Source organism: Arthrobacter sp. SPG23 (genome assembly GCF_000876655.1).
Lineage (GTDB): Bacteria > Actinomycetota > Actinomycetes > Actinomycetales > Micrococcaceae > Arthrobacter.
Genome location: NZ_JYCN01000001.1, coordinates 35,682 through 47,786, shown reverse-complemented (window position 1 = coordinate 47,786; position 12,105 = coordinate 35,682). Strand labels below are relative to the sequence as shown.

The window sequence follows — 12,105 nt, the reverse complement described above, 5'->3', positions numbered from 1 at the left end:
CCTAGACGGGCTTCACGCCAAGTTCGGCCAACTTGGCTTCGAGGATCTGGGCCACGCCGTCGTCGTCGAAATGGGGCGCCTGCTGCCCCGCGGCGCGGATGGCCTCAGGGTGGCCGCTGGCCATCGCGTAGCCGTTGCCGGCCCAGCGCAGCATCTCGATGTCGTTGGGCATGTCCCCGAAGGCCACCACGTCGGCCGCGTCAATGCCCAGGGTGGCAGCGTATTCGGCGAGGGTCACGGCTTTGTTGACGCCCGGCAGCGCCAGCTCCAGCATTGCGACGGTGGGCGCCGAGTGGGTGGCCGACGCGAGGTGCGCCACTGCGGGCGACACCTCGGCGAGGAAGTCGTCAGCAGTGCCTTCGCGGACAATTGCCAGGAACTTCACCACGGCGTCGTCAGCGGTGAGGGTGCTGGCCAGCGGCGCCGGGGTGAACTCGGACAGGAGTTCGCTGGAGTCGTTTTCGATGAAACCCGGTTCCAGGTGGAAGCCGGTGAGGGTTTCGGCGGCGAACAGCGCGGACGGCCGCAGCTGCTTGATGATGCGGCGTGCCTCGAAGACCGCGTCGAGGGCAAGCGCGCGTGCGGACACCAGGCGGCCCTCCTCAAGGTCCCACACCACTGCACCGTTCGAGCAGATGACGGTTCCGGCGTGCCCCAGCTGGTCCTCCAGCGGGTGCAGCCAGCGGGGCGGGCGTCCGGTGACGAAGACCAGTTCGACGCCGGCGTCACGGCAGGCGTGGAAGGCGCGGATGGTCCGGTGGCTGATTTTGCCGTCATGCCCGAGGATCGTTCCGTCAATGTCACTTGCTACCAGCCGCATACTGCCAGTCTACGTTGGCCCGCGGGCCCGGCGGGCGCGGCCCGGCAGCCGTCGGCTTAGCGCTCGAAAATGCCCGTGAGGGTGCCGCGGCCCAGGACGTGCGGGGCCAGCTTGGCTTCGAGCCTGGCCGGGCTGAACCCGGCGTCCAGTCCGAGGTGTTCCACATCGAGGGCATAGACGGTGACGATGTAGCGGTGCGGGCCGTGGCCGGGAGGCGGCGCGGCCCCCAGGTAGCCGTGGAAACCGCCGTCGTTCTTCAACTGCAGCGCACCGCCCGGAAGGTGGCCGCCGCCTTCCGCACCCGCGCCGGCGGGGAGCGAGGTCACGGCTGCCGGGAGGTCCAGCACGGCCCAGTGCCAGAACCCGCCGCGGCCGGGGGCATCGGGATCGAACACGGTGACTGCATACCCCTTGGTTCCGGCCGGCGCGCCGCTCCAGCCCAGTTGCGGCGATTCATCCTTGCCGCCGGCGCGCATCCTGCCGCTGCGCTGGGCGGGCGGCAGGGTCTGGCCGTCCCGGAAGGACTCGCTGCTGACGTGCAGGGACGGGGAATCGTGGGCGGACATGTGCTGCCTTTCAGTTGCTGGCGGAGTCGGCATTCCTCAGGTCGTCTCCGGCGGGCGCGGTGTCGCGCGCCAGGCTGTCGCGTTCCAGGCTTTCGAGCTCGAAGTGGTTCAGCTCGGCCCGGGTGGGCGGGTTGGCTCCGGGCCGTGACACCGTGACGGCTGCGGCCCAGGCGGCGTGGGCCAGCAGTTCACGGAGCGACTCGGCCGGCAGCTCACGGAGCTCCTTCCGGTTCTGCGCGCCGTCCAGGCCGCGGTCCACCAGCCCGGAAATCAGCGCGGCCATAAAGGAATCCCCGGCTCCCACCGTGTCCGCCACGTCAACCTTGGGTGCGGGGAACTCCGCTTCGCCGGCAGCGGTGATGCCCCAGGGGCCGGCGGCGCCGCGGGTCACCACCACCAGGGCCGGCCCCTCGGGGCCGCCCAGGGAGAGCCAGCGGCGGGCCGAGTCCAGGACGTCCACGCCGGGGTAGAGCCACTCGAGGTCCTCGTCGGACGCCTTCACCACGTCGGCGAGGGTGACGAACTTTTCCGCCTGCCGGCGGGCGTAGTCCACGTCGGTGATGATGGTGGGGCGGCAGTTGGGGTCGAAGCTGATGGTGGCGGAGGGGTGCGCGTGCTCGACGGCGGCAAGCACCTCGGCGGCGCCCGGTGCCAGCATGGTGGCAATGGAGCCGGTGTGCACCAGGGTGGTTCCCTGCAGCATGAACGGCAGCCGGTCCGCCAGGCCGGGAAGCTCCCAGGCGAGGTCGAACGTGTAGGTGGCGGCGCCGTCGTCGTCGATGAGCGCGGTGGCCACGCTGGTGGGCAGGGCGTCGGGGCCCTGCGGCACCATCACCGAACTGGATTTCAGGTGGGCGGCCACGGACTCTCCGTAGGCGTCGCGCCCGAACCTGCCGATGAACTGCACGGGGTGGTCCAGCCGCGCCAGTCCCACTGCAACGTTGAGCGGGCTGCCGCCCACGTGGGCCTCGATTCCCGAGGATCGTTGGACAACGTCAACCAGGCCTTCGCCAATAACTGTGAGCATGGTCATACTCTGCCAGAGAACGGGGCGGGCGCGCTCCTGATGACGCGCTCCCGGTTACGCCCCAGGCGCTTTGTCCATGGGGACGCCGGACTTCTCGGCATCCTCAAACTTCGCATCCAGGTGGACCACGTCCCTGCCCGCACGCTGCAACAGGCTGGCGGCAACGCCGGCGCGGTAGCCGGTTCCGCAGTGGACCCACAGCTTGCCGGCCGGAACCTCATCCATGCGGGTCAGGAGCTGGTGGACGGGGACGTTGACGGCTCCGGAAACGTGGGAGGCGGCAAACTCGTCCGTCCGCCGGACATCAAGGACCGTGTCGCCGTCGGTCCGGCCTGCCAGCAGTCCGTCCCAGCCGACGCGCGGGTAGGAGGCGACGGCGGCATCCGGCGCCAGCGCGTGCGGTTCGGTTCCGACGGCGGCATCCGGCGAATCGATGCCGATGCGGGAGAGATCGCGGATGGCTTTTTCGACGTCCTCCCGCGAACCCACGAGGGTAAGCTTCTCATCCCAGGGCAGGACCCAGCCCAGGTACGTGGTGAAGTTGGAGCCGCTGCCGTATTCGAAGCTGACACTGCCCTTGAGGTGGTTGCTGGCGAACGCCACGCGGCGGCGGAGGTCAACCACCCATTCGCCGTCCTCCAGGCGGCGGGTGAGCTCGGCCGGGTCCACCGACTCCGGAACGGCGAGGTCCGCGGGGCCCGGGCCCTTGGCGTTCATGGCCCCCATGTGCGCGTAGTAGGCCGGGTACGCGGAGAGGTTGGCGATGAGCTCCTGGACGAAGTGGTCCTCGTCCGGATCGGTCAGGGCGTGGTTGGCGGTGAGCTGCTCACCCACCGTGGAGGAGCCGGCGCCGGTGGCGGGGCCGGACGAACAGAACGAGCCGAACCCGTGGGTGGGAAACAGTGCTGCATCGTGCCGGGCCTCGGCCACGAGCCGGCGCACGGACGCGTACTGGTCATGGGTCAGGCCCACGGTGTCGGACGCAGCGACCAGGTCCGTCCGGCCCACGGAACCGTAAAGCAGGCTGCCGCCGGAGAAGACCGCCTGCTTGTCGCCGTCGTCCACGATGAAGGATAGGTGCGTGTGGGTGTGGCCCGGAGTGGCGACTGCCCTCACGGTCAGCGATCCCACCCGGACCGCCTGGCCGTCGGTAATGGCTTCGCGCTCGAACTGGACGGGATCGGCGGCATTGACGAGGTACTTCGCGCCGTGCGCCTGGGCCAGCTCCAGGCCGCCGGTGACGTAGTCGTTATGCAGGTGGGTTTCAGCGACGTGGGTGATGGTCACACCCGCGTCACGGGCGGCGGCTTCGACGCGGTCCGTGTCCCGCTGCGGGTCGATGACCAGCCCCACCGTGCCGTCGTGCACCAGGTAGCTCCGGTCCCCCAGCTGCGGGGTATCGATGACAACAACGTCCATGATTTCCTCCTCGACGGTGGCGGCGGCTTCGATGCCATACCACGACCATACCCGGAGGGGTATGGTCTTTCAATCGCCCGGTTCATCGTCCTGCCACGGAGCGGTGCTGGTCCGCGCCGCCTGCACTTACGCGTCCGGCGTGCCGCTTGTAAACTGTGGATCGGAGAGCCGGGAAGCCTGGTCGGCCTGCGGGAAAGTCCGCGGAGTGCCCTGGCGGCCGCCACGGGTGCTGCGTCCTTGCCTTGAAAGGAACTGGCCATGAACCCCGGACCGCCTCCCGTTGTTGAAGTGTCCCGGCTCGTAAAAGACTTCGGCTCCGCCCGTGCCCTGAATGGGCTTGATCTCACCGTCGGGGAAGGCGAGGTCCACGGCTTCCTGGGTCCGAATGGCGCCGGCAAGTCCACCACGCTGCGCATCCTGCTGGGCCTCATCAGGGCTACGTCCGGAGCCGTGAAGGTCTTTGGCCAGGATCCGTGGGCCGACCCGGTCCGCACCCACCGCGACATCGCGTACGTTCCGGGTGACGTCAGCCTGTGGCCGAACCTGAGCGGGGGCGAGGTGATCGACCTGCTGACAGGCCTGCGCGGCGGCGCAGACCAGTCACTGCGCCGGCAGCTCGTGGAGGACTTCGAGTTGGACCCCCGCAAGAAGATCCGGACGTACTCCAAGGGCAACCGGCAGAAAGTGGCGCTCATCGCGGCGATGTGCCGGCCGGCCCGCCTTTATCTGCTGGACGAACCCAGCGCCGGCCTGGATCCGATCATGGATGCCGTCTTCCGGCGGCACATCCAGCGGGTCCGCAGTGACGGAGCCACGGTGCTGCTGTCCTGCCACATCCTCGGCGAAGTGGAACAGCTCTGCGACAGGGTGACGATCATCAGGACCGGAACCGCCGTCGAATCCGGGTCCCTGAAGGAACTCCGTCACCTCAGCCGGACCCATTTCACCGTCCTGGGCCTCAGCGCACAGGACGCACTCGCCTTGCTGCCCGTGGTGCACGGTGTCCGCACCGCCGGGACGGGAGTGGAGTTCGACGCCGACGCGGGGGACCTCGCCGCTGTTTTGTCGGCCCTGGGCGGGGCCGGGGTGGCGGGCCTTGCCGTGGCGCCGCCGTCGCTGGAGTCGCTTTTCCTGCGGCACTACCGCGACCTCAACGGCCAGGTGCTCTGATGCGCGGGATTGTCCGGCTTGCCGTCGCCCAGGCCCGGCAGGACCGGTGGGTGCTTGCAGTCTGGATCGCAGGGGCGGGGCTGCTCGGGTATGCCATGGCCGCGGCGGTGGGCACGGCGTTTGGCGGCGAACCCGAACGGGCCATGATCGTCATGGTGGCCGCGGGCAGCCCTGCCTTCCTGTTCCTGCGGGGCCTGCCCGATGGCACCGGGCTCGGGGAGGTGGTCTTTTTCCAGGGCTTTTCCTTCACGGCAGTGCTTGCCGGGCTGATGAGCACGTTCCTGGTGGTGCGCCACACCCGGCACGACGAGGAGCTGGGACGCTCCGAGCTCTTTGGCACCGCCCCCATTTCACGGTCCGCTCCGCTCTCCGCCACGCTCATGGTCGGAGTCGCCGCCAATACCGCACTGGCCATGGTGCTGGCTGCCGGATTCGCGGCGGGCGGACTTCCCGCGCCCGGGTCCGTCACTGCGGGACTGGCAGTGGGCGCTGTGGGCGTCTTCTTCGTTGCCGCGGCAGCAGCCGTCTCACAACTCATGCCTTCGGGCCGCGGTGCCAACGGGGTTTCCGCAGCTTTGGTTGGCCTGGCCTACCTTGTCAGGGGCATCGGCGACGCACTGGGCAGCGCCAGCGACGATTTCCTGCACGTGACTCCCGCCTGGCCGTCGCTACTTTCCCCGATCGGCTGGGGCCAGCGCGCCAGGCCGTTCACCGAGCCGGACCCGGTGCCGCTGCTGGTCCTGGCCTCAGCCGCAGCGGTCCTCGGAACTGGCGTGGTGTTCCTTCGGGAACGGCGGGACCTTGGTGCCAGCCTCCTGGCCGCCGGCGTTGGAAAGGAGCGCGCCGGCGTCGCCGGGCAGTCGCTCTTTGGCCTGGCGTGGCGGCTGCAGCGCGGAACCCTCGCCGGCTGGAGCGCGGGTGCCGCGGTCATGGGGGCCATCGCGGGAGGGCTCGGCCCCATGGTGGGCCAGGTCGCCGAGGGCAACCCCTCGCTGGGCGACCTTATCGGCCAGCTGGTTCCAGGAAGCCAGCTGGACATCGTGGACGTGTTTACCGCCGCGCTTCTAGGCATGGCAGGGGTCCTGGCCGCCGGGGCCGGGGTCCAGGCCACCCTCCGGCTGCGGGCCGAGGAGGACGAGGGCCGGGCGGAAATCCTGCTGGCCACGCCACGCTCCAAGGCCCGCTGGCTCGGAGCCACCCTGGCCGTCGCGGGCATCTCGGTGCTGGCTGTGTCCGCAATAACGGGGGCCGCCGCCGCGCTGGGCCTCGGCCTGACGGAGGCCGGCAGCCACCCCGCCGTCCTGATCCTCCTGGCCGCGGTGGCGCATGTTCCGGCCGCGCTGGTTTTCGTGGCCCTGACAGCCCTCGCTTTCGCCCTCCTTCCACGGCTGGCGGCTGCCCTCGGCTGGAGCTTGCTGGCCGCCGGGCTGGTCCTGGGCGAGTTCGGGGAAATGTTCCGGCTGCCCGGGTGGATCCAGGAACTGAGCCCGTTCCGCCACTCCTCGGCAATGCCCGTGGAAGCCTTCAACGGAACAGGGGCCCTGCTGATGGCTGCCGTCTCGGTGGCCGGAGCCGGGTTGGCGGCCTACCTGCTGGGGCGGCGCGACCTCACCAGTTGAGGAGGCTAGCGGTTCTCGTGCTCGTAGACGTCCGGGATGCCATCCTGGTCCGAGTCGACCTTCTCCCGCTCCTCCGCCAGGCGGTACTGGCGGTTCCTGGTCCGCAGCACCACGGTGGCCAGGATGGCGGCGAGGAACGATGCCGCCAGGATGCCCACCTTGGCATGGTCGTCATGCAGGCTGCCGTGGCCGAAGCTGAGTTCCGCGACCAGCAGGGACACCGTGAAGCCGATTCCGGCCAGCAGTGATACGCCAAAGACGTCGACCCACTTGAAGGACGAGTCCAGCCGCGCCCTGGTGACCTTGGTGAGGATCCACGTGGTGCCCATGATGCCGATCGGCTTGCCCAGGACGAGCGCCATGATGATGCCGATGGCCACGGGGTCGGCCAGGGCGGAGCCCAGGCCTTCCCAGCCGCCTACGGCCACGCCGGCGGAGAAGAAGGCGAAGATGGGAACGGCCACTCCGGCGGAGATGGGACGGAACCGGTGTTCGAAGATTTCCGCGAGGCCGGGGCCGGCTTCCGGACCCCCGCTGGCCTTGGAACGGAGCACCGGAACGGCGAACCCCAGCAGGACGCCGGCCACCGTGGCGTGGATGCCGGAGGCGTGCACCAGCGCCCACGTGACGATGCCGAGCGGCAGGAGGATGGCCCAGGCGGCCATGAAGTGGGTGCCGAAGAAGCGGCGGTACTTCTGGGCCAGGAAGGCATAGAGGGCCAGCGGGATGAGTGCGAGCAGCAGCGGGGCTGCCTGGATGTCGCTGGAGTAGAAGAACGCGATGATGCTGATGGCGATCAGGTCATCCACCACTGCCAGGGTGAGCAGGAAGATGCGCAGGGCGCTGGGCAGGTGTGAGCCGATGATGGCCAGGACGGCCACCGCGAACGCGATGTCGGTGGCCGTGGGGATGGCCCACCCGCGCAGGGTTTCAGGGCTGTAGACGTTCACCGCAACGTAGATCAGGGCGGGAACAATCACGCCTCCGGCTGCGGCCGCCACGGGCACGATCGATTTGTTGAGCTGGCGGAGGTCGCCCGCCACGAATTCACGCTTGAGTTCCAGGCCCACCAGGAAGAAGAAGATGGCCAGCAGTCCGTCGGCAGCCCAGGCGCCCAGGCTCAGTTCGAGGTGCCAGGGCTCATAGCCGATTTTGTAATCCCGCAAGGCGAAGTAGCTGTCGGACGCCGGTGAATTGGCCCAGATCAAGGCGATGACGGCCGCGGCCACCAAGAGGGCGCCGCCTACCGTTTCCTTGCGCAGGATCTCACCTATGCGGAGCGATTCTGCGTAACTGCCGTAGCCGAGAATAGTGCGCGGTTTGGCGTCGGGTGTGGGCGTAGGGGTGTGGCTCATGAAACGTCCTAAACGTTGAGTCGACAAAATTATGCCGACCAGACTTCCCGGCGCACCTTAGTCCAGTCTACGGGACGGACCGTGCCGGTTCAGCCCAGGAGTTCCTGCACCAGGTCCCGGCACTTGCGGTAGGCCGGCGCCTTGGGGTCAATCAGGGAGAAGTGGTCGCCGGGCACGTTCAGCAGCTGGACGGGGGCGCCGGCAGCCTTGGCCGCGCTGGCGTAGGACACGGACTGGCTGGCCGGAACGTCGTCGTCGTCGGTTCCGTGGACTGCGTAAACAGGGACCCGCAGCGGCACCGCGCTCATGGGATCAACAAACTTGTGCCGTTTCGGGTACTTCCCTGACGAACCGCCCAGCAGGTTGCTGACCGCGCCGTTGCTGAGGTTCAGCTTTTCGGCATCGGCCAGGTTCAGGAGGCCGGCCTGGCTGACCACCCCGGTGAGGTGCACGGCGCCGTCGTCGTGCTTCCGCTGCAACTGGCGGTCAGCGTCCGGCGCCCCGAGCTGCTCCAGGCGGGAACGGCCGGCCGCCCAGACGGCCAGGTGCCCGCCGGCCGAGTGGCCCAGGGCCACCACCTTCTCGAGGCCCAGCCCGTGCATCGCGGCAACGTCCCGGAGCTTGTCGATGCCAGCCAGCACGTCCTCGAAGGTGTGCGGCCAGCCGCCGCCGTTGCCGGCACGCCGGTACTCCAGGTTCCAGGCCGGCATACCGTGCATGGCAAGGTCCCTGGCCAGCGGTTCGCCGAGCTCGGCACCGTACTGCGAGCGCCAGTATCCGCCGTGGATGACCACCACCACGCCCCGGGTTCCAGGGGCGTCCGGCAGGAAGAGTTCACCCCACTGGCTGGGGTCATCGCCGTATTGGTACTTGTGCCGCTTCACTGCGTCCTCCTTCGGGCCCGACGAACAGGAAGCGGACAGTGCCCCCAGTGTCACTGCTGCGGCGGCACCGGACAGCCCTGCGAAAGCAGGGTCCGACGCCGCACATCAGCCATGTGCCGAGCCTACCTTGGGTGCCGGACAGCTTTGCGCCAGCGCGGTCGACGACGGCGGCGCGCACCGTGGGCCGGCGCCACGGACCGAACAGCCGCGGGGGTGTCACCCGCCCTGCTGTCACAGGCCGCCCGTAAGCTGGAACCATGGCTACCAACTGGGACCGCCTGGACGCAGGCCTGCGCGAATCCGTGCAGGAAAACGTGGAGCTCTATGAACGGGTCCGCCCTGCCCTGAAGCTGGTCACCCGGGAAGTCCTGCTCACGCTCCGCAGCATGCTCAAGGACACCGAGGTGACGCCCCTGTTTGTCACCGGCCGCACCAAAACAGTGGAGTCCTTCAAGGAAAAGATCTCCCGCACGGAGAAGCCGCTGGAACCGGGCGGGCCGCCCGTGCTGAAGTTCCCGGACCCGTTCCGGACCCTCAACGACATGGTGGGCGTCCGGGTCATCACCAAGCTGCCGGCGGAGAACGCGGTGGCGGCCAACCTGATCAAGCGCCAGCGCCAGCTCTTTGACTGCCGGGGAGACCGCGAGAAGGACATCGGCTCCATCGAGTCCGGCACCTACGGCTACTCCAGCCGCCACCTGATCCTGCGGACCATCCAGAACGAAGCCGTCAAGGATTACCAGAAGGTGTTCAACCCGGAGCTCCAGCCCAACGGCAGCTACTTTTTCGAATGCCAGATCCGCACCGTCTTTGCCCACGCCTGGAGCGAGATCGAGCACGACATCCGTTTCAAGGCCGAGGACCCCCGCGCCTGGACCCCGCATTTTGACCGCCAGTTCACAGCCACCGCGGCCATGCTGGAAACGGTGGAAACAGCCTTCGCGGACCTGCACGAACGCTACGAAGAGGTGCGCAGCTACTGGGACACGGACGGCGAGGGCGCTGCACAGCTCACCCCGAACCGGATCCGCGACGTCTGGCGGACCCTCCTGCCGCACGTGGACCGTAAAGTGGATGATGACTGGGGCTGGGCAGCCGAACTCATGGCGGCCCACGGCCTCAACCAGACCGTGCAGCTTGCTGAGCTGCTCGGTGCCAACCGCATCACCGAAGTCCGCAAAGCCCTGGACCACAGGTATTCCCCGGGCCCGGACCGGTTGCTGGATGACCTGCTGCTGTGGCAGTACGGCACCAAACACATTGACCTCACCGCGGAGGCGCCCGACGCCGTTCCGCACCCCCGGCGCGACAGCCTCCTGCGGCGGCTGAAGCAGATCGAGCGTTATCGCCAGACCAAGCTTTAGGAAGACATGAAGCCCGAACAACTCCAGTCCGTCCGGGCTACGCTCCGTTCCCCGCGCCGCCTCAAGACGGAGGCCCTCGCCGGACTGGTGGTGGCGCTGGCCCTCATCCCCGAAGCGATTGCCTTCTCCGTCATTGCCGGCGTGGATCCCAGGATCGGGCTGTTCGCGTCCTTCACCATGGCCGTCACCATTTCCTTTGTGGGCGGCCGGCCCGCCATGATCTCCGCGGCCACCGGCGCGGTTGCTTTGGTCATCGCTCCGCTGATGCGGAGCCACGGCCTGGATTACCTCATCGCCGGGGTGATCCTGGCGGGGGTCTTCCAGATCCTCCTCGCCGTCCTGGGCGTCACCAAGCTCATGCGCTTCATTCCGCGGTCGGTGATGGTGGGGTTTGTGAACGCACTGGCCATCCTGGTGTTCATGGCGCAGCTGCCCGAGCTGATCAACGTGCCGTGGCCGGTCTATCCGCTCGTGGCTGTGGGCCTGGTGATTGTCGTTGCGTTCCCGCGGCTGACCACAGCCGTGCCGTCCCCGCTGGTGGCGATCGTAGCCCTGACGCTGTTTGCGGTGCTCGCCGGGATCGACGTTCCCGCCGTCCAGGACAAGGGCCAGCTTCCGGAAAGCCTGCCCACGCTATTCATTCCCAACGTGCCGCTGACGCTGGAAACCTTCCAGATCCTCGCCCCGTTCGCGCTGTCCATGGCCCTGGTGGGCCTGCTGGAATCCCTCATGACGGCGAAGCTTGTTGACGACATCACGGACACCCGCTCGAACAAGACCCGCGAGTCCTGGGGCCAGGGCGTGGCGAACATCGTCACCGGCTTCCTGGGCGGCATGGGCGGCTGCGCCGTGATCGGCCAGACCATGATCAACGTCAAGGGCTCCGGCGCCCGGAGCAGGGTCTCAACGTTCCTGGCCGGCGTCTTCCTGCTGGTCCTGGTGGTGACGCTGGGCGATGTTGTGGGCCTGATCCCCATGGCCGCGCTCGTGGCCGTGATGATCTTCGTTTCCGCCATCACGTTCGACTGGCACTCCATCGCGCCGAAGACGCTCAAGCGGATGCCCAAATCCGAAACCGCGGTCATGCTCATCACGGTGGGCACCGTGGTGGCCACGCACAACCTGGCCATCGGCGTGGGCGTGGGCGTCCTGGCGGCCATGGCCATGTTTGCCCGGCGGGTGGCGCATTTCGCCACGGTTGAACGCACGGAGATCGAACTCAACGGCGAGACCGTTGCCACCTACACCGTGGACGGAGAGCTGTTCTTCGCATCCTCCAACGACCTCTACACCCAGTTCGAATACGCCCGCGATTCCGCCCCCTCGGTGGACCGCGTCATCATCGATCTTCACGCTTCGCACCTGTGGGACGCCTCCACCATCGCCGTCCTGGACGCCGTCACCGAGAAGTACCGAAGGCACGGCCGGGAAGTGGAACTGACCGGCCTGAACTCGGCGAGCACCCAGATGCGTGAGCGGCTTGCCGGAAAACTCAACGCCGGGCACTAGCCGGCTCCAGCGGGTCCGGCAGCCATCACGGCGGGCGCTGCGTTCTCCAGACACAAAACGTTGTGTAATTTTTGTGACAAGAATTGTCATCTATGGTTGGAAGGGAAGCAGCCTGCGGCCACCACGCAGGCGCACCACCTTGGGGGAGGTCCAGCATGGCAGGAAAATTCGAACTCGTCACCGAGGAACAGGGCGGGGTCCGCATCCGGCTCGTCAACGGCGCAGGCCACGTCCTGGCGGTCTCGGGAATCTACCGGGACAGCGCCGCGGCAGCCTCCGGCGTCACGGAGATTCGTGAGCACGCGGCCACAGCACACATCGCCGATTACAGCACCCCGCCGGGGCAATAAGCCGCCGCGGCCGGACGGCGCA

The 12,105-nt window shown here is 68.2% G+C and carries 11 protein-coding genes; 5 read left to right on the top strand and 6 right to left on the bottom strand.

From position 1 onward, the window contains the following. Position 1: 1 nt before the first annotated feature. From TV39_RS00250 to TV39_RS00235, 4 genes are read right to left on the bottom strand one after another with little or no spacing between them, the layout of a single operon-like run. On the bottom strand, positions 2-820 hold the full coding sequence (locus TV39_RS00250; RefSeq protein WP_043476674.1) for a Cof-type HAD-IIB family hydrolase: 819 nt from the start codon (positions 818-820) through the stop codon (positions 2-4). A 56-nt stretch (positions 821-876) separates the two neighbouring features. After that, positions 877-1,386, bottom strand: coding sequence for a YbhB/YbcL family Raf kinase inhibitor-like protein (locus tag TV39_RS00245; RefSeq protein ID WP_043476671.1), 510 nt, complete (start codon positions 1,384-1,386; stop codon positions 877-879). Positions 1,387-1,396: 10 nt separating this feature from the next. Next, complete coding sequence (locus tag TV39_RS00240) at positions 1,397-2,413, bottom strand: carbohydrate kinase family protein (protein ID WP_235347218.1); 1,017 nt, start codon at positions 2,411-2,413, stop codon at positions 1,397-1,399. A 54-nt stretch (positions 2,414-2,467) separates the two neighbouring features. Continuing rightward, positions 2,468-3,832 (bottom strand): MBL fold metallo-hydrolase, encoded by a 1,365-nt coding sequence (locus tag TV39_RS00235; RefSeq protein ID WP_043476668.1) that lies wholly within the window; start codon positions 3,830-3,832, stop codon positions 2,468-2,470. Positions 3,833-4,090: 258 nt separating this feature from the next. Between TV39_RS00235 and TV39_RS00230 the strand changes: the two genes are divergently transcribed. Continuing rightward, positions 4,091-5,002 (top strand): ABC transporter ATP-binding protein, encoded by a 912-nt coding sequence (locus tag TV39_RS00230; RefSeq protein ID WP_043476665.1) that lies wholly within the window; start codon positions 4,091-4,093, stop codon positions 5,000-5,002. Continuing rightward, the gene (locus TV39_RS00225; RefSeq protein WP_043476663.1) at positions 5,002-6,621 is read left to right on the top strand and encodes an ABC transporter permease; all 1,620 of its coding nucleotides are present in this window, start codon (positions 5,002-5,004) and stop codon (positions 6,619-6,621) included. Before TV39_RS00230 ends, TV39_RS00225 begins: the two co-directional genes overlap by 1 nt. A 5-nt stretch (positions 6,622-6,626) precedes the next feature. On the opposite strand, the gene nhaA is transcribed toward TV39_RS00225, so the two are convergent. Together nhaA and TV39_RS00215 are read right to left on the bottom strand one after the other, a co-directional pair. Further along, a complete protein-coding gene (gene nhaA, locus TV39_RS00220; RefSeq protein ID WP_043476660.1) occupies positions 6,627-7,976 on the bottom strand; it encodes a Na+/H+ antiporter NhaA in 1,350 nt (449 codons plus the stop codon). Positions 7,977-8,065: 89 nt separating this feature from the next. Next, complete coding sequence (locus TV39_RS00215) at positions 8,066-8,860, bottom strand: alpha/beta hydrolase (RefSeq protein WP_043476657.1); 795 nt, start codon at positions 8,858-8,860, stop codon at positions 8,066-8,068. A 257-nt stretch (positions 8,861-9,117) separates the two neighbouring features. Here TV39_RS00215 and TV39_RS00210 point away from each other — a divergent pair, with 257 nt between their 5' ends. The 3 genes from TV39_RS00210 to TV39_RS00200 all read left to right on the top strand — a co-directional run bounded on the left by TV39_RS00210 (position 9,118) and on the right by TV39_RS00200 (position 12,083). Continuing rightward, on the top strand, positions 9,118-10,224 hold the full coding sequence (locus TV39_RS00210; protein ID WP_043476655.1) for a GTP pyrophosphokinase: 1,107 nt from the start codon (positions 9,118-9,120) through the stop codon (positions 10,222-10,224). A 6-nt stretch (positions 10,225-10,230) separates the two neighbouring features. Next, the gene (locus tag TV39_RS00205; RefSeq protein ID WP_043476652.1) at positions 10,231-11,733 is read left to right on the top strand and encodes a SulP family inorganic anion transporter; all 1,503 of its coding nucleotides are present in this window, start codon (positions 10,231-10,233) and stop codon (positions 11,731-11,733) included. 155 nt (positions 11,734-11,888) lie between these two features. Continuing rightward, positions 11,889-12,083 carry a YegP family protein gene (locus TV39_RS00200; protein WP_043476651.1) on the top strand — a complete coding sequence of 65 codons (195 nt, stop codon included), beginning with the start codon at positions 11,889-11,891 and terminating at the stop codon, positions 12,081-12,083. Positions 12,084-12,105 lie beyond the last annotated feature (22 nt).

Coding starts and splice junctions, on each gene's coding strand:
- TV39_RS00225 (WP_043476663.1), top strand. CDS start 5,002: ATGCGCGGGATTGTCCGGCTTGCCGTCGCCCAGGCCCGGCAGGACCGG.
- TV39_RS00245 (WP_043476671.1), bottom strand. CDS start 1,386: ATGTCCGCCCACGATTCCCCGTCCCTGCACGTCAGCAGCGAGTCCTTC.
- TV39_RS00230 (WP_043476665.1), top strand. CDS start 4,091: ATGAACCCCGGACCGCCTCCCGTTGTTGAAGTGTCCCGGCTCGTAAAA.
- nhaA (WP_043476660.1), bottom strand. CDS start 7,976: ATGAGCCACACCCCTACGCCCACACCCGACGCCAAACCGCGCACTATT.
- TV39_RS00200 (WP_043476651.1), top strand. CDS start 11,889: ATGGCAGGAAAATTCGAACTCGTCACCGAGGAACAGGGCGGGGTCCGC.
- TV39_RS00250 (WP_043476674.1), bottom strand. CDS start 820: ATGCGGCTGGTAGCAAGTGACATTGACGGAACGATCCTCGGGCATGAC.
- TV39_RS00240 (WP_235347218.1), bottom strand. CDS start 2,413: ATGCTCACAGTTATTGGCGAAGGCCTGGTTGACGTTGTCCAACGATCC.
- TV39_RS00235 (WP_043476668.1), bottom strand. CDS start 3,832: ATGGACGTTGTTGTCATCGATACCCCGCAGCTGGGGGACCGGAGCTAC.
- TV39_RS00205 (WP_043476652.1), top strand. CDS start 10,231: ATGAAGCCCGAACAACTCCAGTCCGTCCGGGCTACGCTCCGTTCCCCG.
- TV39_RS00210 (WP_043476655.1), top strand. CDS start 9,118: ATGGCTACCAACTGGGACCGCCTGGACGCAGGCCTGCGCGAATCCGTG.